This is a genomic window from Zhongshania aquimaris, assembly GCF_019312595.1.
Lineage (GTDB): Bacteria > Pseudomonadota > Gammaproteobacteria > Pseudomonadales > Spongiibacteraceae > Spongiibacter > Spongiibacter aquimaris.
In genome coordinates this window covers 557,762-584,082 of record NZ_JAHWDQ010000002.1, presented here as the reverse complement: position 1 = coordinate 584,082, position 26,321 = coordinate 557,762, and the positions used below count along the sequence as shown (strand labels likewise).

26 protein-coding genes and 2 tRNA genes are annotated in these 26,321 nt (G+C 48.2%); 10 read left to right on the top strand and 18 right to left on the bottom strand.

The genetic code is table 11. From position 1 onward, the window contains the following. Window positions 1-63: 63 nt before the first annotated feature. Window positions 64-1,419: an NADP-specific glutamate dehydrogenase gene (gdhA, locus tag KXJ70_RS11425; RefSeq protein ID WP_219043626.1), complete on the bottom strand. Its 1,356-nt coding sequence runs from the start codon at window positions 1,417-1,419 to the stop codon at window positions 64-66. Between the two features lie 397 nt (window positions 1,420-1,816). Here gdhA and KXJ70_RS11420 point away from each other — a divergent pair, with 397 nt between their 5' ends. Continuing rightward, window positions 1,817-3,865 (top strand): NADPH-dependent 2,4-dienoyl-CoA reductase, encoded by a 2,049-nt coding sequence (locus KXJ70_RS11420; protein ID WP_219043625.1) that lies wholly within the window; start codon window positions 1,817-1,819, stop codon window positions 3,863-3,865. A 130-nt stretch (window positions 3,866-3,995) separates the two neighbouring features. Here the strand turns inward: KXJ70_RS11420 and KXJ70_RS11415 are convergent, their stop codons facing one another. Further along, window positions 3,996-6,299 carry a c-type cytochrome gene (locus KXJ70_RS11415; RefSeq protein WP_219043624.1) on the bottom strand — a complete coding sequence of 768 codons (2,304 nt, stop codon included), beginning with the start codon at window positions 6,297-6,299 and terminating at the stop codon, window positions 3,996-3,998. 476 nt (window positions 6,300-6,775) lie between these two features. On the opposite strand from KXJ70_RS11415, the gene KXJ70_RS11410 reads away from it, so the two are divergent. Together KXJ70_RS11410 and KXJ70_RS11405 are read left to right on the top strand one after the other, a co-directional pair. Then, window positions 6,776-7,012, top strand: coding sequence for an addiction module protein (locus KXJ70_RS11410; protein ID WP_219043623.1), 237 nt, complete (start codon window positions 6,776-6,778; stop codon window positions 7,010-7,012). Between the two features lie 2 nt (window positions 7,013-7,014). After that, complete coding sequence (locus tag KXJ70_RS11405; protein WP_219043622.1) at window positions 7,015-7,326, top strand: hypothetical protein; 312 nt, start codon at window positions 7,015-7,017, stop codon at window positions 7,324-7,326. A 180-nt stretch (window positions 7,327-7,506) separates the two neighbouring features. Here the strand turns inward: KXJ70_RS11405 and KXJ70_RS11400 are convergent, their stop codons facing one another. Together KXJ70_RS11400 and KXJ70_RS11395 are read right to left on the bottom strand one after the other, a co-directional pair. Beyond that, window positions 7,507-8,631, bottom strand: coding sequence for an Rv3169 family protein (locus KXJ70_RS11400; protein WP_219043621.1), 1,125 nt, complete (start codon window positions 8,629-8,631; stop codon window positions 7,507-7,509). A gap of 12 nt (window positions 8,632-8,643) precedes the next feature. After that, window positions 8,644-9,762 (bottom strand): phosphotransferase family protein, encoded by a 1,119-nt coding sequence (locus KXJ70_RS11395; RefSeq protein WP_219043620.1) that lies wholly within the window; start codon window positions 9,760-9,762, stop codon window positions 8,644-8,646. A gap of 95 nt (window positions 9,763-9,857) precedes the next feature. Here KXJ70_RS11395 and KXJ70_RS11390 point away from each other — a divergent pair, with 95 nt between their 5' ends. Then, entirely contained in the window at window positions 9,858-10,487 is a 630-nt protein-coding gene (locus KXJ70_RS11390; RefSeq protein WP_219043619.1) for a TetR/AcrR family transcriptional regulator, read from the top strand. A gap of 199 nt (window positions 10,488-10,686) precedes the next feature. On the opposite strand, the gene KXJ70_RS11385 is transcribed toward KXJ70_RS11390, so the two are convergent. From KXJ70_RS11385 to KXJ70_RS11345, 9 genes are all read right to left on the bottom strand, one after another. After that, window positions 10,687-10,833: a hypothetical protein gene (locus KXJ70_RS11385; protein WP_219043618.1), complete on the bottom strand. Its 147-nt coding sequence runs from the start codon at window positions 10,831-10,833 to the stop codon at window positions 10,687-10,689. Between the two features lie 247 nt (window positions 10,834-11,080). Continuing rightward, on the bottom strand, window positions 11,081-11,809 hold the full coding sequence (locus tag KXJ70_RS11380) for a hypothetical protein (RefSeq protein WP_219043617.1): 729 nt from the start codon (window positions 11,807-11,809) through the stop codon (window positions 11,081-11,083). Further along, on the bottom strand, window positions 11,806-12,747 hold the full coding sequence (locus KXJ70_RS11375; protein ID WP_219043616.1) for an MvdC/MvdD family ATP grasp protein: 942 nt from the start codon (window positions 12,745-12,747) through the stop codon (window positions 11,806-11,808). The genes KXJ70_RS11380 and KXJ70_RS11375 overlap by 4 nt, the downstream gene beginning before the upstream one ends. Beyond that, window positions 12,744-12,947, bottom strand: a complete 204-nt coding sequence (locus KXJ70_RS11370) for a hypothetical protein (RefSeq protein ID WP_146194395.1) — start codon at window positions 12,945-12,947, stop codon at window positions 12,744-12,746. Before KXJ70_RS11370 ends, KXJ70_RS11375 begins: the two co-directional genes overlap by 4 nt. Window positions 12,948-13,063: 116 nt before the next feature. Continuing rightward, window positions 13,064-13,867, bottom strand: coding sequence for a hypothetical protein (locus KXJ70_RS11365; protein WP_219043615.1), 804 nt, complete (start codon window positions 13,865-13,867; stop codon window positions 13,064-13,066). Window positions 13,868-13,884: 17 nt separating this feature from the next. After that, window positions 13,885-13,970, bottom strand: a tRNA-OTHER gene (locus tag KXJ70_RS11360). Window positions 13,971-14,519: 549 nt separating this feature from the next. Beyond that, complete coding sequence (locus KXJ70_RS11355) at window positions 14,520-15,428, bottom strand: FAD:protein FMN transferase (RefSeq protein WP_369409776.1); 909 nt, start codon at window positions 15,426-15,428, stop codon at window positions 14,520-14,522. 333 nt (window positions 15,429-15,761) lie between these two features. Then, a tRNA-Arg gene (locus tag KXJ70_RS11350) sits at window positions 15,762-15,838 on the bottom strand. Window positions 15,839-16,050: 212 nt separating this feature from the next. Next, on the bottom strand, window positions 16,051-16,290 hold the full coding sequence (locus tag KXJ70_RS11345; RefSeq protein WP_219043614.1) for a helix-turn-helix domain-containing protein: 240 nt from the start codon (window positions 16,288-16,290) through the stop codon (window positions 16,051-16,053). Window positions 16,291-16,428: 138 nt separating this feature from the next. On the opposite strand from KXJ70_RS11345, the gene KXJ70_RS11340 reads away from it, so the two are divergent. The 4 genes from KXJ70_RS11340 to KXJ70_RS11325 are packed head-to-tail and all read left to right on the top strand — an operon-like array spanning window position 16,429 to window position 18,837. After that, the gene (locus KXJ70_RS11340; RefSeq protein ID WP_159269735.1) at window positions 16,429-16,644 is read left to right on the top strand and encodes a hypothetical protein; all 216 of its coding nucleotides are present in this window, start codon (window positions 16,429-16,431) and stop codon (window positions 16,642-16,644) included. Window positions 16,645-16,659: 15 nt separating this feature from the next. Next, window positions 16,660-17,892, top strand: coding sequence for an Arm DNA-binding domain-containing protein (locus KXJ70_RS11335; protein ID WP_219043613.1), 1,233 nt, complete (start codon window positions 16,660-16,662; stop codon window positions 17,890-17,892). Then, window positions 17,885-18,433 (top strand): hypothetical protein, encoded by a 549-nt coding sequence (locus KXJ70_RS11330; protein ID WP_219043612.1) that lies wholly within the window; start codon window positions 17,885-17,887, stop codon window positions 18,431-18,433. Before KXJ70_RS11335 ends, KXJ70_RS11330 begins: the two co-directional genes overlap by 8 nt. Before the next feature lie 29 nt (window positions 18,434-18,462). Then, window positions 18,463-18,837, top strand: a complete 375-nt coding sequence (locus tag KXJ70_RS11325; RefSeq protein WP_219043611.1) for a hypothetical protein — start codon at window positions 18,463-18,465, stop codon at window positions 18,835-18,837. Between the two features lie 298 nt (window positions 18,838-19,135). On the opposite strand, the gene KXJ70_RS11320 is transcribed toward KXJ70_RS11325, so the two are convergent. The 5 genes from KXJ70_RS11320 to KXJ70_RS11300 form a co-directional block, all read right to left on the bottom strand. Beyond that, window positions 19,136-19,909, bottom strand: coding sequence for an SDR family oxidoreductase (locus KXJ70_RS11320; protein ID WP_219043610.1), 774 nt, complete (start codon window positions 19,907-19,909; stop codon window positions 19,136-19,138). 84 nt (window positions 19,910-19,993) lie between these two features. Further along, a complete protein-coding gene (locus KXJ70_RS11315; protein ID WP_219043609.1) occupies window positions 19,994-20,818 on the bottom strand; it encodes an alpha/beta fold hydrolase in 825 nt (274 codons plus the stop codon). Between the two features lie 26 nt (window positions 20,819-20,844). Then, a complete protein-coding gene (locus KXJ70_RS11310) occupies window positions 20,845-22,050 on the bottom strand; it encodes an acyl-CoA dehydrogenase family protein (protein ID WP_219043608.1) in 1,206 nt (401 codons plus the stop codon). Window positions 22,051-22,158: 108 nt separating this feature from the next. Continuing rightward, window positions 22,159-23,202, bottom strand: coding sequence for a 3-ketosteroid-9-alpha-monooxygenase, oxygenase component (locus tag KXJ70_RS11305; RefSeq protein ID WP_219043607.1), 1,044 nt, complete (start codon window positions 23,200-23,202; stop codon window positions 22,159-22,161). A 113-nt stretch (window positions 23,203-23,315) separates the two neighbouring features. Beyond that, a complete protein-coding gene (locus KXJ70_RS11300; protein WP_219043606.1) occupies window positions 23,316-24,281 on the bottom strand; it encodes a flavin reductase family protein in 966 nt (321 codons plus the stop codon). A 325-nt stretch (window positions 24,282-24,606) separates the two neighbouring features. Between KXJ70_RS11300 and KXJ70_RS11295 the strand changes: the two genes are divergently transcribed. After that, the gene (locus tag KXJ70_RS11295) at window positions 24,607-25,413 is read left to right on the top strand and encodes a fumarylacetoacetate hydrolase family protein (protein WP_219043605.1); all 807 of its coding nucleotides are present in this window, start codon (window positions 24,607-24,609) and stop codon (window positions 25,411-25,413) included. A gap of 3 nt (window positions 25,414-25,416) precedes the next feature. After that, on the top strand, window positions 25,417-26,319 hold the full coding sequence (locus KXJ70_RS11290; RefSeq protein WP_219043604.1) for an acetaldehyde dehydrogenase (acetylating): 903 nt from the start codon (window positions 25,417-25,419) through the stop codon (window positions 26,317-26,319). Window positions 26,320-26,321 lie beyond the last annotated feature (2 nt).

Here is a 26,321-nt window from a genome sequence, read left to right as displayed (position 1 = left end):
TTTTTTGAGATATCGCACACCAACAAATATCGTTAGGACACTTCTCTGGCGATATTTGTATTTTCACAATATTCCAAACGCCAACATTGCATTGGCGACTTTCTTAAAGCCCGCTATATTAGCGCCCTTGGCATAGTCAACATAGCCATCGTCCTGCACAGCGAACTCCAAACAATTCTTATGGATATTTCCCATAATCTCGCGCAGCATCCCCTGTAGCTCCTCTTCTTTTAAACTAATTCGCATACTGTTTTGACTCATTTCCAAACCGGATACGGCGACACCGCCCGCATTGGCAGCCTTGGCCGGCCCAAATAAAACTCGCGCACTACGCAACACCGCAATAGCATCGTTGCTACAGGGCATATTCGCGCCTTCAACCACGGCCTTCACGCCATTTTTCAGTAGAACTTTAGCTTCGTCCTGGTTCAGTTCATTTTGCGTTGCGCAGGGCATGGCAACATCACAGGATACGGACCACGGCCTTTCGCCGGCATGAAAACGAGCAGCAGAATATACCTCCGTGTAACTAGCTAAACTTCCACGCCCCTGACTTTTTTGATCAACTATCCATTGAATTTTTTCATGACTAAATCCATCTGGGTCGTGAACAAAGCCAGTTGAATCAGACATGGTGACAACCTTGGCGCCAAGTTGAATGGCCTTCTCTGCAGCATGTGTTGCCACATTACCCGCTCCCGAGATCGCAACAACTTTGCCATCAATTGTATCTTTGTCTTGCTTAAACATATGGTCTAAAAAGTACACCACACCATAGCCAGTAGATTCTTTGCGAACCAAGCTGCCACCCCATTCCAAGCCCTTGCCCGTTAACACACCAACGTAGCGATTAGTTATGCGCTTGTACTGGCCGAACATATAACCGATCTCGCGGGCGCCCACACCAATGTCACCTGCGGGAATATCCGTGTCTTCACCCACATGGCGATATAGCTCGGTCATAAACGACTGACAAAAGCGCATGATCTCGCGATCAGACTTCCCCTTAGGGTTGAAATCAGAGCCTCCCTTTCCGCCGCCCATAGGCAGGCCGGTTAAACTATTCTTAAAGGTTTGCTCGAAGGCGAGAAACTTCAAAATACTTTGATTAACGCTTTTGTGAAAACGCAGACCACCCTTGTAGGGGCCGATGGAATTATTATTCTGTACGCGATATCCCCGCTGCACCCTGACATTGCCAGCATCGTCTTCCCAGCATACGCGAAAGGAAACCACTCTATCCGGTTCGGCGATACGGCGTAAAATTTGTGCTTCGTGGTAAACAGGCTTGTCACGTATAAAATCGAAGATATCAACGGCGACTTCGTAGACAGCCTGATGAAACTCGACCTCACCAGGATTCCGGCTAACAACCCCTTGCATAAATTGTTCTATATCAACGTGCTGAGTCACTGACATGCGGCCATCCTCACAAATAGGATTAGATCTTAGCAGATCTCAGACATAGCGCACGACCGGCAACACTAGACACCCGGTCTTTCAATGCAAAGTAAATTCACTCTCAGCTTGCCGTACTAAAGAAATGAGCCATATCGAGCAATCGAGGGGGAAAAGCAGTTACCAAGCTTATTACAAGAAAGTTTTATGAGGCCATCGCACTAAAATAACGATTAAGATAAGCGGCATGTACATCCGCTCCTTACAAGTTAATTAAACCCTATTCACGCGGGCAACACAGCGAGACGAAGCCATCTCGATCATTGTATCGCAGCGATGAACTGCGACCTGCCTGAAATATTGACACTGTAAACTTCAGGGGATATCTTGGCCTCGCCTAGACATTGCGAGCCAAGCCATGAGTACAGAAAACCAGCATTACCCTCATCTCTTCACGCCCCTCGATCTGGGTTTTACCCGCCTAAAAAATCGAGTAGTTATGGGCTCGATGCACACCGGGCTAGAAGATCGCTTTTGGCAATTTCCCAAGCTCGCTGCGTATTTCGCGGAACGCGCCAGGGGTGGCGTTGGCCTTATGATTACCGGCGGTTACAGCCCCAATCGAAGTGGCTGGCTTTACCCCGGCGCCAGTACATTTAACTCCCGCCTAGATATTCGCAACCATCGTAAAGTCACCAAGGCGGTACACGACGCAGGAGGCAAGATCTGCCTGCAAATTCTTCATGCCGGTCGCTATTCCTATCATCCCTTCTCTAAAACTGCCTCAACGAGTAAAGCACCAATCAATCCATTTAAAGCGCGCGCCTTAAGTACCCGCGGTGTGGCCAGTACAGTAAACGACTTTGCCCATACCGCGCTGCTGGCCCAAAAAGCCGGTTATGACGGCGTCGAAATAATGGGCAGCGAAGGCTATTTAATTAATCAATTTTTGGCGCCCGCCACTAACAAGCGAAAAGACCGCTATGGTGGCAGCCCCGAAAATCGACGCCGCTTTGCCGTGGAAATCGTCAGTGCCACCCGCAAAAAAGTTGGCGCTAATTTTATTATTATTTTCCGTTTATCAATGCTTGATTTAGTGCCCGACGGTTGCACTAGAGAAGAGATAATCGACCTCGCCCGGGAGATTGAAGCCGCCGGCGCCACCTTAATAAACACCGGTATTGGCTGGCATGAAGCGCGTGTACCCACCATTGTCACCTCGGTGCCCCGCGCCGCATTTAGCGAAGCCACCGCCGCCGTAAAGCAGGCAGTCAAGATTCCCGTTATCGCGTCTAACCGTATTAATATGCCAGATATTGCCGAACACATTTTGGCGAGCGGCCAAGCTGATATGGTGTCGATGGCCAGACCGATGCTGGCCGATGCAGAATGGGTAAATAAAGCTGCCAGCAATCGCAGCGAGCAAATAAATACGTGTATCGCTTGCAACCAAGCCTGCTTGGACCATACCTTTCAATTAAAACGCGCTAGTTGCTTGGTCAACCCCCGCGCCTGCCACGAAACTGAACTGGTCTTTAAGCGCACAGCCAAGGCCAGGAAAATTGCCGTCATCGGCGCCGGCCCTGCAGGGCTATCCTGCGCCACCGCGGCAGCAGACTGCGGCCACGACGTGCATTTATTTGATCAAGCAGACAAGATCGGCGGCCAATTCAATTTAGCCAAGACGATTCCCGGCAAAGAAGAATTCGATGAAACACTGCGCTACTTCGGTACACAAATTGAGCGCTCCGGAGTGAAGCTCACCCTTAATCACCGCGTAGCGAAACCTGAACTCATTAACGGTGCTTACGATGACATCGTTATTGCGACAGGCGTAAGCCCACGCGCGCTGAGCATTCCAGGTATCGACCACCCCAAGGTGGTTTCCTACATCGATGTATTAAAAGGTAAAGTCATCATCGGCAAGCGCGTCGCCCTTATCGGCGCCGGCGGTATCGGCTTTGACGTAGCGGAGTACCTAGCCCACGACACAAGCACCGAACTCCCCCAAAGCATCGCCAGCTGGTCTGCCGAGTGGGGTATTGACCAACAGAGCGCAGAACGCGGCGGGCTGGTTGCGGGTAAACCCCAAGCTTCACAGCGCGAGATTTTCCTGCTTCAGCGCAAGACCACCGCATTGGGTAAAGATCTAGGCAAAACCTCCGGCTGGGTACACCGCGCCACCCTTAAAAACAAAGGCGTTAACATGCTTGCTGGCTGCAGCTACGACCGTATAGACGACCAAGGCCTGCATATAAGCCAAGACGGCAAACAGCGCCTATTAGAGGTAGACCACATTGTAATCTGCGCAGGACAGGAACCACTTCGCGAGCTTTACAATGCGAAATCTGAACAAGACGCAAAAGCCAGCCCGCGCTACCACCTCATCGGTGGCGCAAATATCGCCTCGGAACTAGATGCCAAACGCGCCATACGCGAAGGTGCAGAACTGGCGGCGAGCTTTTAAAAGCAGGGGGATGTAAGGCCATACATTTTCTAACGATAGAAAAAAGCCACTTAGCGATTAACCAAGTGGCTTTTTATTTCTTTTAAAATCGACGCACTGCCATTATTCGGCACCTTCGTTTGCAAAAACCTTAAAGGGTTTTCAAGTACTCAATAATAGCTTTGCGCTCGGCGTCATTTAATACATCGCTAAACACATGCCCGCCATTCCCTTGGCTAAACATTGCTGTGTTGTAAATCTTCCGGCTCTCTACGTCCTGATTACTCAGTATTGGTGGATTGGTGATATTCCAACTCAATAAAAGCTTAGAAAACAGTGAATTTACCGGTATTTGCAAAATGCTATCCACCAGCGGATCAAGCGGCGTGCAATCTAAATAGGGCAAGGTGTTATCACCACCGCACACTAACTCGTCGTAATCCCAGCCCATATTCTGCTGGTCGTAGGCGCGGGCAAAATTATAATCAAAACCCATTACCACTTGGCCTTGCTGATCGGCCCGAGCGGGTTTAGACACTCTGCGCCAAATTGCCGGACGTGACGTTGAATCCAACACGGCAGCCACCGTTGGCACAGACCCATTATGCAAATAAGGTGCAGTTGCCCAAACACCGTATAGTGGCGGCGCGGCATATCCTTTGGGGCGACCATTGCGCAATGACGCCATATTCTGAACACGGCAATCCTGTGCGGTATTGGCGGTTTCAGGGTAGCCCACAAACGTGCCAGACAAGCCCTGGTTTGTGCCTTCGTTAAAGGTGTCTAAACGAACGCGATCAGTGTCAATAATATCGATGGGGGTGATGTAACTCGCCATGCCCTCCAAAGCAGGACTTGCCAGATAGCTTGCATCATTTACATAACGCGGCGAGTAAGCGCCGTGACACCCCGCACAACTGCCATTGCCTTCAGCCGGTTGTTGCGCCGTATTATTAATGTTCCCAGTCCACAGTTTTTTTGTGTGGAACAACACCGCGCCCTGTTCTGCCAATGGCTCGTCAATCTCGCCGGGGTACTCTGGCGACTTCTGCGCCATAATCCAGTGGTCGCCGTACTGAACGTTTTCACTCATCCACTGATCAACACGCTCCATATCAAAAATGCCGGGAGCCTCGCCGTCGATCAACGGGTTTTTATCAAGCAGCGGATAAAAAAGTGCAAAATCCACTCGCACCGCGTCGCCAGAGAACATCGCATCCACAAACTTTACTGGCCGATGCCCAACGTTCCACCATGCCGGCGTATCACCAGTGGCCGTCGAACCATTATTAAGAATTTGCCCAAAGGAAATTGGATCTTGATTTTCAAAACTCCCAAGTAATGCCAGCACATTGGCAAACTGCGCATTATTGGTACCGCGAACCCGTCCACCAAAACCTGCGCGATCAATAATTAACGTTCCCGCACCACCCAAAGCACCAAAATCACGCGCAGAGGTGCTGGCATCCAGCAAGCCGCCACCTGCACCGTAGTGGTAATCAAGACCATCGGCGGTTTCCACCGGCGTGCTGTGACAGCCTTGGCAGTTGGCCGCAATATAGCCGCTGTAGCTACCATCGTTATTACGTGTTTGGGTTAAACCCTGGGGCAAAATACCAGAGCCACCATTGCTTAAATTGGGATCTTCGCCCTGCAAAGGGTAAGGGTTGCGAGGTGCATCTGGGCCGCTCAAAACGGGACCGAAGCCGTGGCGCTCGGCAACTAACTGATCAAAATTATCGGGGCGACCCGGCAAGCCCCAAAGCAACCACATCATATTGTATTGATCGGCACTAATAGCCGACATACCGTGCGGCTGCTGACCCGCAAAGGTCGTCGCCGCACCCAGCTGGCCATTGCCTTCCATAATCGGTACGCCCTTGGCGTAACTCTCACGCAATTGGCCGCAGGTTTCTGGATGAGGCTTTTCGCCCACTAACTCAGGATCAATATGGCAATCTTTCCAAAAGGCATTAAAGGCCACCGCTTTGCCGTTGCTTATGCCAGGCTGCACCAGCGAACGTGGGTCAGGGGGGAATAGCGCACTGTCAGGACGAGGATTACCATTATCGTCTGCACCGCAGTAATCAAACCAAACATGGCCGCCACGCGCGCTGCCCAGCAAAGGTTCTAAATTTGGAGCTGGGCCACTACCACCGCCACTCAAGCTACAGCTATCTGGACTATCCCAACACGCCAGCAAGATGCGCATCGCCTCATAGGGCTGACTTCCCGCCGGCCAAGGCTTACCGCCGCTATGCGGTTCGCTAGGGTCACTGGGCTCAATTAACAGCGGGCTAGTCTCTACGCCACCGCCCAAGGTCTCCCATGAAGCGCGCAGCAGCCGGAAGTCATCCGCGGTATTGCTAGACAGCATCAAACCATCGCCGTCGGCGGTATCTGCCACCCCGCCGGGAATATGACAGGTGCGGCAAAAACCAGACGCGGTTTGCAAACGAGTTTGAAAGAACTCTTCCTGTGAACCGCTGTTGCCCCCGTTCGGCGTGCCGCTACTACCGCCCTGCGGATTGCCGCTGCTCCCACCACCGCAGGCGGCAAGGGAAAATTACTGCCGCAGTATTTAATTGCTCGGTATCACTCGGCGCTGGCTACTTTAAGGTATTGCTGAATTTGATATGCGCGACCGAGGGCCGGGATAGGATAATAAACGAACAAGGGAAATCTTTTGACCCCGGCCACTCCAGTCGCAAAATTATCAAAGATTTCACACTGACCCCAAACATCTCTGTGTTACTAAAAAGAGGACCGTCAGAAATCCCAAATCAGCTGAAAGTCGCTTGCTTTATTTACAGCCTTAACGCCCGCAACGTGCGCGGCGTTGGAATGGAGCCGAAGCTGTCGCTTTGCTTGGTCTTGTTATAGGGTGTATTTTATTGCACCATTTAACCGTTGTCAGTTTTGGTAAATGTGATGAATACGACCCAACTTGAAAGTATCACGAGCGCCGCAATGACCCTGCCCGAGCAGGAACGGGCTAAACTTGCACGTGATTTGGTAGCGAGTTTGGACCACCCTGCCGATATTGGTGTGGCCGAAGCTTGGGACGCTGAAATTTGCCGTAGAATCAATGACATTGAATCTGGAAAGGCGGAGCTTTTAGACGCAGATGTGGCCATTGCACGTGCCCGGGCTCGAATAAGGAGCTAATTTTGCAGGTAAAGGTTAGCACGGAAGCTGCCGAAGAACTGACCGAAGCCGCTGCTTGGTATGAGCTGAAAATCCCCGGCCTTGGACATCAGCTGGTCGATACGTTTGAACGAGCGACAACCAGGCTCAGCCAACCAAACCCACCGCTCGTAGCAGTGATTGGCGAAGCTGCCAAACTGGGAGCAAAAAGACTTGTTCTTCAACGATTTCCTTTCTCCATTATCACCATAGCAAATAGCAGAGCCATCACAGTTGTCGCTTTCGCTCATCACTCCAGAAAACCCAACTATTGGCACGAGCGAGTCACCCTATAACGCCCCACTGCAGCCGACGCGTTAGCGGTCATGTTTGGGGGCAGTGTAAAATCTATCGGTTACAGGATGCACAAAGCGTCATGGAATCTAGCAAGCTGAGGCTATTCCCGACCAATGACAGCGTTTTTACACAGTCCCCAAATACACTGCAAAAATCAATTACTTTGCCCCCTTTGATTCTTATTCAACGCCGTCAAACCAATCGTTAAAGCCGTGTTCCGAATGCGGGCCAATGTGCAACTGCTCAAGAACACCATAGCCGACCTCATCACCACAGCGAGCGATGACAGTTTGCTGTATATGGATGTTTTCAATGGCGAGGGGATTGGCATCCTCACAATTCCAACTTTCTCCAGCAATGGCCAACTCACCCTGCCATACCCCGTGCCCCCACTCCGGGTGCATATAACCCAGCCCTTTCATGCGGTGCAGCATGACCGGCTCAACACTGATCTCGAGTTGCTCACCATTTTTATTATTCATTAAGAAGGTGCCCGACAATGCCTGACGGGTTCCGGGCTTAAACTTTAGCTGATGGCCAACACAGCCTTGCCACAGTTCCATTGCAGGGTCGTTAATCTCAATGCTTTCCGGGTTGCTGTGAATCGGGACAATGGCCTGATCGGTATGCCATTGATAGCCGCTCTGGTCTTCAAACCATCCCGCCAAGGTGCAGCGGTTTTCCCAGTGAATCGGCAACCACATAAAATGCAGCGGCTGGAAATTATCGATCGGCGCACCGCCCGTATAGGAAGCGCCCACTGGACGAATTCCCCAAGAGCGATCTTTAAGCCCAAAGGTATTTTCGGCATGAACCGCTAGCTCGCGCCCTTCTGCGCGAATGCTACCTTGCCAAGATCCGAACTGGTCGATGCGGGTCGCGTCCATCACCAGATGCCTGGCGTTGCGCAGGGTCTGTCGGCCTTCAGGAATCACGCCCGTTTTAGGGGTGAAAACAAGATCGCACTCTATATTGGTTTCGTTGGCCTCAATCACCAATCGGTGGCGCCCCATGGGCTCAAGTATGGTGAGTTTGAACGGCCCAACGTCAAGATCAGTGGGTTCATTGGATGCCCGACGCGAACCGTGAAAGGCGTATTGCTTTCCACCTACCACCAAACTGAAGCTGCAATCGACGATGCCGAGGTTGGGGTAACGACACAGCCCAATACCAAAATAAAACGAGCCATCTTTCGCGTGGCCGTTATACCAGAAGCGGTCGTAGGTGAAACGATCACTCGCGGCCGTTTGTGAAATCGGCTCGGCGGTTTGATGTACGGGGTAGTCGTCCAGTTTACTAATCATGTGTGACTGTCCTCAGGCCGAAATTTCAGAGAGAATTTTTTCGAGGTACTTCACCTCAAAGCACTGGTTGAAGTGGCTATTAATGGCATCCTGACCATTTTGTCCAATCGCCATACGCCCCAGCAGGAGTGCAAATCGCAGGCCGGCAAACACCAAGTAATAGTGAAGGTGCTCAACGCTGTAACCAGTCTGTCGCGCCCACGTCTGCACCGATTCCGCTCGACTAGGAAAACCTTCCAGCGGAGGAAAATCCAAGCCGTGGCAAAACAGCTCGTCCATATAAATCCACCAGGCGAGGTCTTGCAGGGGGTCACCCAGCGCCACCATTTCCCAATCCAACAGCGCCGCCACATCGGTCTTGTCCGAAGTAAAGATCACATTGGCCATCCGGGAATCGCCCCAGCACAGACGAATAGCCTGCTCCTTGGGTTGATGCTCACGCAGCCATTTAAGAATGCGCTCCGCCGCATCGTGTGGCAGAAACTTACCGTCACGCTTAAAAGCCCACTGGTAATAGTTCTCCCAGTAGCTCAGCTGCTCATCCAGATTTCCAGGAAGGGCGCAGTCGTTAAGCACACCACTTATCGAGGGCTTACTAATATCAACCTGGCTGACCTGAGCGAGGCGGTTCAAACCCGCATTCCACACCTGACGGCGTGTTTCTGGCGTCTGCTCGGTAAGCCAGCCATCCATGTGATAAGGGGGAATATCCGGCGGAATCAGACCCTCGGTTTTTTTCATAATGTAAAAGGGTTTACCCAAAACCTCACCGCTTAATTCCTTGGCGACAATCTCAGGAACAGGCAAATCAGTATCGGCGCTGAGCATATCAATGACTTGGCATTGGATATCTAAGTCGTACTCAGGGAAAACAAGATAATCGCCTCGGGGCTCGATACGCGCAACATAGGAGTGAGTCGCACCGCCGTGCCTTGCATCAAACACCATGGTGATATTCGACATGCCCGTGCCCTCGGGCACAGTCAGGCTTGGAATGCTGACGTCGCTACCGAGCTGAGCGGATAACCACTGCTCAAGCTTGCTCCGTGTTTCTTCCGGATTATCCAGTACCGGCGTAGGACGTATATCCTGGTTTTCAAAGTCTGGAGACAGGGTTGGTTCTTCACTCATGACAGGGCCCATTGTTATGTTATTTGCTAGCCAATCATTCGATGCTAACACGAATTAGTTAACGGTGTTAATATAATAATCAAAGAGGAATACGAATGAATAAAAATGTGCGCAGGGTGGGACGACCAAGTGTAACGAGCCGGGAAGAGATCCTGGCCGCTGCCGTTGAGCTATTACAGCAAGAAGAGCTATCGGCACTGAGTTTGCGGCAACTAGCGAAGCAGTTGGACCTCAGCCCCACCTCGTTATACCGCTATTTCGAAAGCAAGCAGCAACTGATTACGGCTTTGGGGGAAAACCTCATCTCACTGGATGCCACCTCTTTACCCGCCAGTTATTCCAGCGAGCAGCGCCTTGAAGCCCTGTTAAACCAACTCCGGCGTCAAGTCTTGACGCTTCCAGGTCTATTGCCGCAGTTCAATAGCGCGCTGCCAGCCGAGGCAATGGTGCGGACCATTGCCGACCTTGCGCAGCCCATTATCGACATGAACATAGAGAGGGGGGAGGCAATACGCCACGCCCAGTCTCTATTGTGGATGACGCTGGGCTTTGCGCTGTTTGAAACATCATCAAGCGCAGACAATATTGCAGGCCTGTTTCTAGATCTTCCTGCCGAGTTGCAGGCAACATCGCAGCATCTAGTACTCAACAACCACGAACAGCTGTGGCGGGAAGTCATGACGAGGAACATACGGGGAATTGCGGCCTTAAATGCCAATATTTAATTGAAGCTAAGATCTAAAAGCCTCACGAGGCTTTCAAGGTTTTTCTGCCATCGCGAAGACACCAGGCATAATCATTCGCACCATCGTCGTGGTATCGTCAATCAGTGGGCCTAAATTTCATTTTTTGCTTGGCAAGCTTGCCTGTCAATTGTGGCCATGACACCCCGCCGCGCCTTTCAGCGGCAAATGCGCGTGCTTGTTATATTTTTTCATCGACAACGCCGACACCAAAACTTAGTTGTTGAGGCTTGGTATCTGACTCGATAAAACCACTAACCTTCATTTTTTGGCCCGGTTCCAAATCAAATTCACGACGATCCGTAGCAATCACATTCTGAGAGCTCATCTTGGCCGCTCCAGAGATGCCAAAGGCGTTGATTCTCACATACACTAGTCTTGGCTTCTCGCTCCGGTTCATAACTTCGAGCTCATACTTGCAACCTTTGTAAAAACACGTGTAAGTCCAGTTTTCGGGCGAAACGGCAGCCTTTTTATACGAGTAGAAAGCAACAACCCCCGCTACAGCGAAGACGAAGGTAAACGTTACTATTTTGATACTTCGACTAGTCATCACGCTCTGAAAATATAGCGCTTCAATCATCCGACGCTTTAGCGGTCGGCTGCATTGACTTGTTATCATTTTTTTCATCAGATACTAATATTTTCTCATTTAAGCCCGTTGTTTCTCTTTTTTTAGAGACGTCTTCAATATTGGTTTTAGTGGGTGTTGAAGCGTTACTGGGATTACCTAGCATCACTACAGTTATACCCAAGGCTAGAAATAGCATAACAAAACCATTGCGAAGAGATTGATACGCCGATTCATTTCTTAATTGACGAATAATATTCATTCGCTCTTGCGCATATAGTGCTTCAGCTAAATATGCATCACCAATTTTCTTTTGGTTCAGTAGATGATCAGTACCGTATCCATATGTCGCTAATGTTTTAATGGCACCTAATGCTGTGATCCCTGCAGCAAGCATATAAAGGGATGATATCCCACAAATTATTGATATATATATTGCAAATGGACTATTTGGTAAAAACTTGACAAATGAACCACTAGCGGCAGCTAAAACAGTTAAACTAATGCTTAAACCGAGTGTGAATTTAAATGTCTTTTCATCTATTTTTGATGCACGTTCATGTTCTTCTTTAATGCGGATATTTAAGCTATCAGAACCTAGCTCTTCATATCTCTCAGATTTACTGGCTACCTCATTTCCATTGCTAACTTTGTTTAAAATACTATTTTTATTTTTCAAAAAAGGAAATATTGGAAAAACCTCTTCAAAAATACGATAAATAAAGTTCATCATTTACCCTCAATCAGCCAAGAGGCAATATCTACGTCGAATCTTCGCTCTGAATTCACAAGCCAGCCCCACTCTCCAGTTGGATTAATTTCAACGAAAATAAATTCACCATTTCTTAAGAGAAGGTCAATTGCACCAAAGTTAAGTTTCAGTTTCCTTAAGAGTTCAAAGCAGTAATTTTCAATATCCTTTGGCAGCTCTATTTCTGTGTATTCGACCAAATTACGATCAACTGTACGCCAATCTTCTTCGATACCATTACCTTCAGAAGTTATTATTATAGCCACTAATTTATCCCCGATAACAGTTACCCTAATATCAGTTTTTTGTGTTACGTATTCTTGAACTGTGAGCGGGGCTGAGGCAATATTGTGATCATTTAATTCAGATGATTCTTTTATGGTCGAATATGTAAATAGACAATCATTGGATTCTCGGAGCAGTATAGTGTCCAAAGATTTTATTATTACTTGTTGTTTAAATTGTTGAAACTTATCAGCATCATTACCAATTAATGTTGCGGGTATTTTAAAACCAATATCTTCGGCTACTACTAGCTGGTAAGCCTTCGTTTCAGCAAGATATGTAGCCTCTGGCCTATTCAGCCAAGCGGCTTTTTCAAAAATTACTAAACTCCTTAAAAACCCCATCCATTGACTTCGAGATAGCTGCTCATCTATTGTCAATGAGTTACTTGGCGTGTTTCTTAAAAATACAGGCTGTCTGTAATAAATAGATTTAGTTGCTGACGTGACTTTGTAGCTTTCTCCATTAACTATAACTTCTAACAATCTATTTTCTATATCTATGGTTGAACGGTAGGTAGCAAAATGTTCCTTGTTAAGTCGAAAATACTTAACCCCACGATTCTCTAACTCTTGTACTACAAGATCAGTTGAGAAGTCATAAATGCTTGATACTATGAGGACATCGACTATCATTCTCCTTTTTGATCCTCACCTGTTTCCTGATCGCATTTTTTTGAAACTAATGCACCATATTTTGATCCTGGTGATACAAGAGGTTCGCTTCCGGATAGCCAATAGCCTTTAGCACTATCAAAAACAGCATCTTTTGGCATCTCAGGTGATGTTGAATAGGGCTTTCTTTTGGCTAACTCAATTAGTATGTGTTGAGACATAAAACTTAACTCCATGCTGTAATTGATAACGCCTGAGTTCACCGGCATTTGAGGCGATGCCTGGTTTTGCGGGAGCAAAAATGGGCAGCGGGTCAAATGTCCGGTGCAACGAATTGTTAGGCGCGCGGCTGGGAAATCGGACCATTTTTGTATATTTCCTCAAAGAATGTGTCAGGGACCGCCGAAAATTCCGATTGTAAGAATGCCTTAAGTTTTCTGCGACGGGTTTCCTCGCCGTTGGAATTCATAAGCTGGTTGAACACCCTGACCAGGTTTCTCTGTTTCAGCCTAATTTCAAACCCCTCAAGTGTATGAAGTCGTGGTTCGAGTTCTTCATCAAGCATTCTGACGAAACGAACTGTAACCGCAATGAGGGTGGTGAAATCTTTAAGCGTGATTTGCCCCGACTCAAAATTACTCAGCGTTTGGGAAATTTCTATTCCCGCATGTTTGTTCTTCAACGCGTCGGCGTTGTTGGTTAGTAAGTTCGCCTGATGAACCGTGAGCCGGATAGTAGATTCGTGTACCACTTTGTTCCGCCACCGAATCAGCAGGACAACCATCGGCCACCAATATGGTTCGGCATTGGAGAGAAACTTTGATACGCCAATTACTCGCTCTGCAGCGCCTTCACTCGCTAACGCGGTGGAAATTTTTGGCTCATCAGTTAAGCAGGCCTTAAGAAAATCAAGGTATTTGAGCAAAGCCTCCTCAACGAACACCAGAGAACCACGAAGAGCGAACAACCTCGCCTTAGCTGCTGCCGTATCTGGGTTGCTACTAGACCAGCCAATCGTCAAATCACTGGGCTTAACCGCAGCGCCCGACGCAACCGAACTAAGGCCAACACAAATGGTATTCACGGAGTGAACAGCATCTCCAACAATCTCCAAAAATTTGTTTAGCCCTTCGCTTTCCATAAATACCTAAATGATGATGGTGCCGTGGGGATTCGAACCCCAGTTACCCGCTTTAACAAGCTGGTGTAATCGGCGGGCGTCTTAACCACTAGACGACAGCACCATGATTAGCGCCTAACAGCGAATTCAAATGCGTTCCGCTTTATAACTCGTGTACATAGCGAGTCAAAGCATTGATATGGTTGAGCAGGATAAATCGATTTGAATCTGGGAGGTAGTAAACCTGAAATGACTTTTGCATTTGTGTGCGTCCTGCATTTGGTGTGGAATCCCTTAGCTCTGAGCATAACCACTTATCAATAAAAATCAATTGCTTAACTTAATTCCACCAGAATTAGTGAGCGCCATGCTGCTGAATACGAGCTTGACTGCTTTAATATTACCGACTACTACATTTATGATCTGTATCTTGAGGCATTGTTATGAACGACATGAGACAACACATACAGGAACGCGCAGCGAACATTCTTTGGGGTAGTGTAAAAACTATCGATTACAGGATGCACAAAGCGTCATGGAATCTAGCAGGCTGAAGCTACTCCTGCACAATGACAGGTTTTTTCACCCCAAACATCCAGAACACTAAAATCACGACATTTTTAATATCACCTCGGACCCTTACAATTCTCTCACTTGGCGCCACACATATTCCTTAACTCTGCACTTTCGGCACCAAATCTCCCCCCAACACCCCCACTTGATCAATCCACAAATGCGGCAAACCCATCTCGTTCAGCCACGCCGGTGCGCCCTTTTCGCCCTGCAGCATGGCAAGGGTTGCCGCTGTGCCCGCGAGCAAACACAGGGGCGCGACAACGGTGACGCCGGCCATGGGCTGATCTACTGGGCGGCCAGTGCGGGGATTTAAAATATGGCTGTAGCGTTTGCCGTCTATCACCATAAAGCGTTCGTAGTCGCCACTGCTGGCGAGGCCGCCAGTTTTTAGCGGTATTACCGCCATCGCCACGCCAGGATCGCGAGGGTTGCGAATGCCGATCTGCCAGGCGCTGCCGTCGGGGTGTGGGCCAATGACGCGGATGTCGCCACCCAATTCTACTAAGCCGTGGGCGATGCCTTGTTCTGTGCAAATGGTGGCGGCGCGGTCGGCGGCGTATTCTTTGCCGAAGCCGCCAAAGTCTAATTCCATTCCCTCTTTAAGGGAGATATTGGGGGCGTCCCACTGCACCTTGTTCCAGCCCACTCGCTTTAAACAAAAGGCGACGGCGGCGGGGCTGGGTAACTGACCGAGTTTGAAATTCCACACTTCACGAAGCACGCCTGAGCTAATATCAAACAGTCCGTCACTTTCGGCATAGGCGGTGGTGGCGTAGTTAATTAGCGCGCAGGTTTCTTCGTCAACAGCAACCGGGGTTCCACCGGCGGCAGCATTGATTCGGCCGACGACGCTGTCTTTGCGGTAACGAGAGTAGGTTTGTTCAATACGGATGACTTCCGCCTTGGCGGCGTCGGCGGCGGCGTCAGCCAGCGCTTGCGACGCGGCGTATAAGCGCAGTTCGCAAGGGCTGGCCATCGCCGTAAAGGGGAAGTGGTAAAGCTGCACAATTAACCTTTAGTGTGCTCGAGCTTAGCGATGCTTAAGTCAAAATATCTGAAAGCTAGTGCCACCTGTAGACGCTCTCACCGATCAAGCAAACCAAAACCAAAAAGCCGACGCAAGGCCGGCTTTAGTCAATCGCTGCGTAAGCAATCCTGCACAAGAGCTGATTAAGGATTAATTAAAACAGGCTTGGGCCTGTTTTAACCCCTTCGGGGCTGCGTCGCTTCGCTCCTTGTTTAAATTGCACTGCGGGTGCAATTTATCGAACCTGGAGAAGCTCTCACCGATCAAGCAAACCAAAACCAAAAAGCCGGCGCAAGGCCGGCTTTTTGGTTTTGGTGCGCCCGAGAGGATTCGAACCTCTGACCTCCGCCTCCGGAGGGCGGCGCTCTATCCAGCTGAGCTACGGGCGCGAAATGGGTACTTCACGAAGCGCGACACTATAACAGAGGGGGTTTCCCGCCTCAATCGGCCTCGCCTATTTACTTATCAATATTGGCCGAAATCTGCTTTGTGACCAAAACGTGACCATTTTGTGACCACGCCAAATTCCAGCTATGAGAAAAACCCCAATTTACGACTGCTGCCCTCCGCGACCAAAATGAGAGATTAATGAATCCGCAACTCATTCCGCGTTCAGCATTTTGGTCGGCACGTGCTCAACCAGCTCCTCAATCGGACACCTGAAGTAGTCACAGAGCCTGTCTAGATTCTCTGTTCCGCTATTGTAGCCCCGCTGATTGATCATCTTTGAAAGGGTCATTCGGTGGATACCTGCAGCCTCCGCAACCTCGGCGATAGTAATTCGACGATTCTCGTCAAACTCCTTCTTCGCAATCATTTCTTTAATCTTAAACCGCAGCATCAAAGTATCGCTCACTCGATATATTAATCACATGATACGTAAAACTATCAAAAAATGCTTGCGTCACCTGCAAATTGATGTATTCTAATATCGTACGAAGCATAAACGCATCATTGGATAGATTTAAGAGGCCTCAATATGAGTAATACATATCTAACAACAGAAGAGCTGTCCGGAAAAATTAAATACGACGCAAGAACTATTCGTACTCGACTTAAGGATTCAGTTCTTCTTGAGGGCATTCACTACATTCGCCCGTTTGGCGGTAGAAAGATTCTTTATATATGGGAACGCATCGAAAAGGATATGGCGTCGCCTGTTCATCTCGACTCCCTCATCGCCGGCCTTCAGTAGAGGAGGAAAAATCAAATGGCATCAATAGGCGTTAGATCAAATCGTATCTATATCGACTTCCGCTACAAGGGGGTTCGCTGTCGAGAACAAACCAAACTCAACGACACCCCTGCAAACCAGAAGCGTGCTAAGCAAATTCTAGAGCGCATTGAGGCTGAGATCACACTCGACACGTTTGACTACGCACGCTACTTCCCTAAATCAAAGCGGGTCGCAGATTTTCAGAATCACGCTCGTCGCATTGATCAGTTAAATTCAGGTTCACCGACATTCGCAGAATTTTCTACGGTCTGGTTTTCTGAAACGGAAGTTAGCTGGCGTAATAGCCACAAAGACAATGTCGCCTTAACTTTGCGAAAATACCTTTGCCCCGCTTTCGGTGACATGCCACTAGATCAAATCACCAAAGCGCAACTACTCGCCTTTCGGGCCGACCTCACCAAAATACCGCGTAAAAATGGCAATACAGGGCTATCTCCGGCTCGAATAAATAAAATCATGATGCCCTTACGACAAGTGCTGAACGAAGGGGCAGAACGATATCAGTACTCGTCGCCGTTCCGCGGTATTAAGACCCTCAAATTGCAGAAATCTCATATCGAACCGTTTTCGTTTGAAGATGTGCACCGCATCATCGCTACAGTTCGCGCTGATTTTAAAAACTACTACACCACACGCTTCTTTACCGGTATGCGTACTGGCGAGATTGACGGCCTAATGTGGAAGTACGTCGACTTTGAGCGCCGGGAGATTCTCATTCGAGAGACCTGGGTAATGGGCCAAATGGAGTACACCAAGAACGACGGCTCCCAGCGTGAAATCCAGATGTCGCAGCCCGTTTACGATGCCCTCCTTGCCCAACGTGACGCTACTTCCGAATACGCCTATGTCTTTTGCAATCGACTAGGCACGCCACTTTCTCACAACAATATTACTCGGAGAGTATGGTACCCATTATTGCGATACCTCGGATTAACCAAACGCCGCCCCTATCAGACCCGCCATACCGCCGCGACCTTATGGCTAGCTGCTGGTGAATCGCCAGAATGGATTGCTCGGCAGATGGGCCACACTACCACCGAGATGTTATTCAAAATTTACTCCCGCTACGTGCCCAATTTGACCCGTGCAGACGGCTCAGCCTTCGAACGTCTACTGACTCAGCAATTTCCCAATAACACGCTTAATGTTGAGACAAACAACCCACTGGCCAATATCAACCCTAGCCGAGGAGCAGAGAATGACTAAATCTAATATCGACAAAAATATAGACCGCATCGCAACTGTCCTTCTTGCGCAAAGCGACTGCCAATCAAATGACCTCGTCGCACTAATCGGAAAAGGCAACGAATCTAGCAATCACCAAGCGCTAGTGTCATGGCTCGTCGCCCGATTTGAACATATTGATACCGTTGAGCTAACCGCTCAAGAGGCAGCAACCAAACTAACAGGCTACTTACAGGAGCAATACTCTCTTCGTGACCAGAAATGCACTGGCGGGATGCTAGATGTTCACTCAGTCTTACCGGAGCACTCTCTCACAGTGAATGAATGTCGATCCCTTAGTCGCGCGATATACAACCAGCTATCCACAACGGTAAACAAAAGCATTTTAGATATGGCTATTTGCTTAGGCGAATCAGCCCACGCAGATCCGATAGAGTGCATATACGAGTGGGTACAGCAGAGGAGGCTAACCTATACATTTTACCCTGCCGAACTTGCGCTACCCCTTTCCCATGCATTTGCCAGTACATTGGAAGAACGTTGTTCATTCCACGATATATAGCTCACTCAACAAACTGGGGAACAAGTAACATGACATTAGCATCTATCATGAATAGTCCGGAGTTTCTAAATAATGATCGATTGCGCGTCACTAGACTATCGCTGATAGTTAGTGAGTACCAACATCTACCCGAACGAACCTGCACCGAGATACTGCTAACGGATACCGAAAGAGGTATTCTCGGCACGGTATTTTGGGACGATATCGATAAACACGACCTGTCAATTTCTGCAGGAATACACGTTAAAATTAATGACGAGTTTATTGCCCACCACTACGAACATGTACTGCAGATAACTAAATTAGAGCTACCACGGGTACGCGTGCAACACCGCCGCTACAGTGTTTTTGGAGATATGAGGGTAATGCGACAGAAAGTCTTTCGTCGATTTTACACGGCATAATCCCAGTAGCTTCACGACGTCACTTGAAGAAAACCGTGCAGCAGTAGTTTTACGCAATATTTTTATTTGCTGTTTGCTAGCGTCATAGCCTATGGGTTTGCAAAATCTGTATTTGCTTGTTATTAAATATCGTCAGGTGTTCATGTTCCCCTAACTCTGTACGTGCGGCATGATAATAGATTACCCACAATAACAATGGGTTGTTCATCAGTAGGTCGCAAACACTACGGTGCTTGGCCTCAAGCACTTAATTAGAACATCGACAACATCATATATATCATCACCCCAGACGTTTAATTCACTGAGCCGTATAACCACCATCAACAATCAGCTCACTACCTGTCATGTAGCTCGCGTCATCACTGGCAAGAAACAATATGGGCTTAGCAATCTCTACAGGATCGGCAGGGCGCTTCATCGGAATCATGCCGCTCATCTTTTCCATAAACCCGCTGCGCTCCTGCTCAGACATGCCTTCAATCACATTTTGCACGAGCGTTGTCATGGTATGCCCCGGGTGTACGGAATTGACGCGAATATTATAGCCTTGGCTGGCGCAATGTAAGGCTGCCGATTTAGTAAACATTCGAACGCCACCTTTAGAGGTATTGTAAGCTGCCAACATTGAATCACCCACGTTACCTGATATCGACGCTATATTAACAATAGCGCCACTCCGACCTTTCATCACCGAAATAGCCTTACGTGTACCGATAAATACGCCGTCGATATTGACCGCCATAATTTTACGCCAATCTTCAAGGCTCGCGTCCTCGGCAGATCCCGTCAGCACCATCCCTGCATTATTAACCACAACATCTAACTGTCCATAACGCTTAACAACGCCATCAACTACCCGGTCCCAATGGGTCTCTTGGGTAACATCAAGGGTATCGGCTTCAATAAGTAAACCTTGCTCAACAAGCTCGGCTATTGGTACTGCGGTCGATTCAATACTGTAGTCGGTAGCAATTACACGACCACCTTCGCGGGCAAACAACTCCGCTGCGGCCCAGCCTATTCCCCGCGCTGCGCCCGTCACTAAAACAACTTTTCCGATAAAGCGAGTCATTACTTTTATTTCCTATCGATATACAGCATCGAGCTATGACGTATAGTTAGATACAACAGATAGCCCAGTAAGACTTGGCTATTCCTATTCCGCCAAGAAAGCTAAACACTCTCTATTAAATAGCTCGGGATACTCAACCATCACCCAGTGCCCGCATTCGGTTAACAGCTGAAATCGAGTGTTATTGCAGCGCTCAAGTATTTTTATGGCGCCACTTGGAGGGCAGAACAGGTCGTTCATACCCCAGAATCCTAGTATCGGACAAGAAATCTGCGAAAGTGCATCGGTCTGATCTGGCACTTTTAGGGTACTAAGCACCTCGGCAGGTTGCTGCTCCATTACCGGAAATCGTTCAGATACCGCTTGCTCTAGCACGTCTTGCATCGTATCTGGAGCAAATAGCTGCAGTTTCAGTAAATTTTTAAGCCCGTCTGGAGTCAGCTTTTCATCACTGAGAAATCCCGACATCATTGTCTGGATACCTTTCATACCCATATACACAGAAATATCTTCAATTCCTCCGGGTGCCATCAAAATCAACTTATTGACTCTCTCCGGAAAACGCAAAGACAAACTAATCGCGATAGCACCTCCCAAGGAGTTGCCAATAAGAACGCAATCATCTACGCCGAGCTTGTCCAGCAATGACATAAGACAATCAGAAAAGAAATCTAAATGATACTCGCGATCAGAGGGCTTACTTGAAAATCCGTACCCAATCAGATCGGGTACAATCACTCGATAACCAGCATCCGCCATTGCTGGGTAATTAAGCTTAAAGTTGCTGTAACCGCTCGCACCTGGCCCGCTACCATGAATGAAAACCAAGACGGGGCCCGTCCCCGCTTCGTGATAGTGAATATTTAGATCACTACCAATTTCGCAAAACTTACCTTCCGGCAAACTCATTCATTTCACCTGTCTTATATATCCAATTAGATAAAGAAATCCTGATTATCCAAGCCAAGTCGAACTGCTCCGAGGTTATAAGCAAATTTACTTGGGGTATTAGCGACATGTGCCCGCGCAGCATTTAGATCCAGAAAATACCGAGCAACAGGATTATTCATATAGATGCCGCGCCCACCCAAGTTATGCTGCAACTTGGTCACAATCTCTAGGCAGCGATCCACCACTACGGCTGAATCGTAACGATACTTAACTCGGTCATCGATTGATAACATACGGCCCCCTTGCGCCGCGTCGTATAGCTTATCCATATTGCGAAAAAGCGTTTGTTTAAGTTCATTAATAGCAATTACAGCATCCGCGACTATGGTTTGCGCAATGGGATCGTGTACTGTTCCCTTCTCAGAAAAAGAGGGCATACGCTTGGCAGCAATCTTTAGGTATTCGCTAAGCGCACCCTCTGCCGCACCAATTGCCCCTGTTGATACCGACCGTACAAATAACTGAGCCCAGGGGATGCGATAAAGCGGAGCTTTGTTAACTTCATTACCAGGGCTTTTACATAAAAAGCCATCCAGCGCTTTATGAGTGCGGTACTCTGGAACAAACATGTCTTCAACCAAAATATCATTGCTACCTGTGGCGCGCAGACCTAATACATCCCAATTTTCGATGATCTGATAATCCGCTCTCGGAAGGAGAAAAGTGCGCATATCGGGAGCGCCTGTTTCGCTTAAGTCGGGGGGGATCATCCCGCCTAATAAAACCCAATCGCAATGAGTACAGCCACTTGAAAAAGACCATCGGCCACTAATTCTATACCCACCTTCGACTAACTTAATTTTAGCCACAGGTTGATAAGTGGACGACACTAATACGCTGTCATCTTCGCCCCAAACCTCCTCCTGCGCTCGGTCATCAAACAAGGCCAACTGGTAGGGGTGTACACCGATAACGCCATAAATCCAGGCGGTAGACATACAGGCTTCGGCCAGCGCCATCTGCACTTTAAAAAAAGTATTGGGATGCATCTCAAAGCCATTCCAACGCTTGGGCTGTAAAATACGAAATAGGCCTGCTTCACTCATTGCACTGACAGTCTCTTCAGACACGTTGCGAGACTCGTTGGCGTGATAACTGCGCTCTTTTAACACCTTCGCAATTTCTTTCGCCCTGGCGACAAGCTCGTCACAGGTTGGAACATCTACATCACAAGCATATTGAACGCTCATTAACACCACCATAATATGTTTTACAAAGACGCCGAGATATCACGTGTGAATTATTTTCTCGTACGTTAACATTCAGATAAACGTTGCGGTCTTTACCTCACCCCGAATCTAGACTTTTATTTCTCGTCGAGATTGCCACTTAGTAGGGACATCCGCCTTATTGACATAGAACTGTTGATACCACTGCCTTAACATATTGATTGGTCCGTCACCGTCGCAAAGAACCGGATTATCGACGCGCGTTTTGTTCTCCCAAATCGCTACATCTTCATCGAAGGCTCGCTGAGAGGCGTCTACGTACGCTTCGAGAAAAGCTTTACCTTCTACTTCGCTCATTCCTGCAATTTTTTTAATTTTCACGCCGAAAAAAAGTTCAAAATTATCGGTATCGATCGGCATATGGGCGTTCATCCAAATCGACTCGACGTGCTGACCTTGAATAGTCTGCTTCATGTCAACGTACATGACAGCAGGACCGTAATACGTGGCGACGGATATCATCTCTGCTGAAGCATCAAACTCGCTTCTCTCATCATTGATGCCACGCATAATTTGAGTAGCAACATGTCCTTCAAATACATTTGTAAATTCAGCCGCTGCGGAATGATGAATTGAACCAAAATGTGCTTTATCTGATACGTTATCTATTAGCTCGCGACAATTTGTTGAAATAGTAGTTCGACGTACTACCCACTCACTCCACTCATCGTCATCACAAGCCTCGAGATTTGGAATAGTAATATCGTCTGACGGCCGACTATCTTCAGGGTCATGCCATATAAACAATTGATCATTCACCTCTAAAACCGGCCAACTTTTAATTCTGGCCTTGGGTGGTATTCGCTTCGCGTATGGTATGTCGTCACAGAAGCCATCTGCTCCCCAGCGCCACTCATGAAATGGGCAACGAATTGAATTTCCCTCTACGCACCCTCTACTTAGCTCTGCCCCCATGTGCGGACAGTATCCGTCGAGGACATAGACTTGGCCATCTTCGCCTCGATACGCTACAAGTCTTGTACCAAAGCCAGATATTCGTTTGGGCTGATTGGTAATCTCCGCAGGTAGACCAAAATAGTGCCACCCCCGCGCATAACGGTCCTCTATTGGCGCCGCTATAATCTTGATCGGTGCAATCTGTTCCTTACTCATTACTCTGAACTCCGCTATTAACCTTATATTGCTTGCTTATACCTTACCGGCCGCATGTTTATTGCCGACAAAAATGCAGTGTATTCGTCTAATTCGTGTTTTAACTTTCCTTGCTACCCCTGATCGTCAACATCCCACAAATTGGGAATTCCCGGATCAGTTCTTAAAATCACTTTTTTCAGTATCGATTTCAAAGAATCAACTTCATTTGACACAAAATGACTTCGCAACTTTTTCTCCACTTCCTTTGAGGCGGCAAGCAGCTTCTCAGTAATCTGAGCGCCATCACTGGACAGGTAAATCCTGTCGCCGCTCTTTCCGTTCTTAATGGTAATCAAGCCGCGCTCATGCATTTCTGCAATTTTTTCGTTGGTCGGATGATGATTGGTATGCTCCAGGCATCTTGCGATATTCTGAATAGTCCGTCCTTCACCGATGGACAACAGTAAAATGATGAAGTAATCGTCCTCATCAATACCTGAGCTCTTAACTACATCTTTGATCGGCTCATTGAGCTGGAAATGAGCTCGCGCCATTAGATAGGGGAAGAAATCTTCTGTGAAGCCGACTTGATTCGCGATCGAGTCAAGCTGGGGGGATTCAGATATTTGCAACACTTCACCGCTATGAAACTTACCTTTATGGAACAGCAATGGCGCCTTATCCGAGCGTTCGTATTCCAACACCTCACCGACAAATATTATATGGTCGCCTCCCTCATATTGAGTTAACACCTTGCATTGAAATACAGCCGAGCAACCAGAAATGAGTGGCGAGCCACCGATGCCTTCATCGCAGGCAAGGCCATCAAATTTTTGGGTGCTTTTCTTCGCAAAACTCTTCGACAGCTCGATTTGGTCGTAAGCGAGAATATGAACGGCAAAATACCCGCTCTCGGAAATCGCAGCTAAACAGTTTGACGTTTTGCTTAAACTCCACAAAACCAGCGGGGGATCCAAGGAAACAGAGTTAAAACTATTTGCGGTTAATCCTACACGACCATCCTTATTCGACGAGGTGACGATCGTAACTCCTGTCGCAAAATGTCCCAGCGCGTCTCGAAAAGCAGTATCATTCATACAAAAGCCTTGTTATTTACTCTGATATACGCGCGCTGGCTATATCGATGAGCTTGTCCTATAGAAAATTAACTTCCGACCAAATCTGCCATTCACAATGGCATACCCACACATATAAGTAGTACTTGGTTTGTGCTCGCATTTACCTCCCGCGATATACGGAATGCGAGTTTAAGATGAGTTCGTCCCACTCCTATCATGACCAACCAATATTGCTGATGCGCAGCTTCGTTACTTTTTAAAGTCTGCGACTTAGGCGATTACGCGTTCATTAATATCTGAATCGACGCGGCGTTAATTGCGACAACACTTCGACGGGGACTTCATGAGTTTAACAAACCAGCAACGACTCGAACTTTCTAAAGAACTGTTCGATGCGATGACGACATGCACACCCATTCTGCCTTTTACCGAACGCTTCCCAGAGATAAGTATTGATGACGCGTATCACATATCACGGGGATTTCTTCAGGCGCGAATCGACAAAAATGGCGAAACCATTGTAGGCAAGAAAATAGGCGTCACATCCGCCAGTGTTCAGGAGATGCTAGGTGTATTTCAACCGGATTTCGGATTTCTGACGAGCGCCATGGCCGTGCCAAACGGCGCAGAAATAGATATCGCAAACGCCCTAATCCAACCTCAGGTCGAAGCGGAAATAGCCTTCAAACTTAAAAGCGACCTGCAGGGACCGGGGGTAAGTGAACAGGACGTACTGACGGCCACTGAGTACATTATCCCCTGCTTTGAAATTGTAGATTCACGAATTAACAACTGGCGTATAAAAATCCAGGACACCATCGCTGATAACGCATCCTGCGGATTTTACGCGCTGGGAGACGAGCATATAAATCCCACCGGAATTGATCTCGCCAACTTAAAAATCGTCATGCATAAAAATGGGTGTCTTGTGAGTCAGGGCCTCGGTTCAGCCGTGCAAGGCAACCCACTCACTGCCGTGGCATGGCTAGCAAACACGCTCGGCGAGTTCGGCACCAGCTTCAAAGCCGGTGAAATTATACTGTCAGGTTCAGTGGTTCCACTCGAACCCGCTAAACCCGGCGACACGTTTACCATGGAGCTAATTGGCTATGGCTCGACAAACATAAGCTTTAAACAGAAGGCAAACTAGGCTATGAACAAACTAAAGGCCGCCATTATCGGCCCGGGAAATATCGGTACCGACCTGTTGCTGAAAGCACTGCGAAGCCAATGGATAGAACCAGTATGGATGGTAGGGATTGAAGACTCCGCTGGTATTCAACGCGCCAGGGAACTTGGTTTAAACGTCACCACCGACGGAGTCGAGGGCATGATTCCTAGTATGAAAGATGATGGCATTGCAATCGTCTTTGATGCGACATCGGCATACGCGCACGCCAAGAACTCTACGCTAGTGAATGAGCAAAGCGCAATGATGATTGATTTAACACCTGCGGCAATCGGTCCATTTTGTATTCCGCCGGTTAATCTGCAAACGCTGATAAATGAAGGCCATAAAAGCAATGTCAATATGGTGACGTGCGGTGGCCAGGCAACCATTCCCATTGTCGCTGCGGTCAGTCGCGTGCAAGCCGTCGACTACGGCGAAATCGTAGCAACGGTTTCATCGAAGTCTGTCGGCCCTGGTACCCGCAAAAATATTGACGAGTTCACGCGTACCACCGCCAGCGCCATCGAGGCGATTGGTGGCGCTAAAGTAGGCAAGGCAATAATTGTGATTAATCCTGCCGAGCCGCCGCTCATTATGCGGGACACCATTCACTGCCTCACCAGCGATACGCCCGATCAAGAGGCAATCACCGCGTCAGTACTAAACATGGTCGCAGAAGTACAAAAATACGTCCCAGGATACAAGCTCAAGAATGGGCCCATCTTTGAAGAAAATCGAGTCACTTGCTTTATGGAAGTAGAAGGCTTGGGCGATTTCCTTCCAAAGTATTCAGGGAATTTAGACATCATGACAGCGGCGGCATTAAGGACTGCAGAGATGTATGCGCAATCCGTCTTTAAGCAGCCCACTTCACATAGCTCATAAAA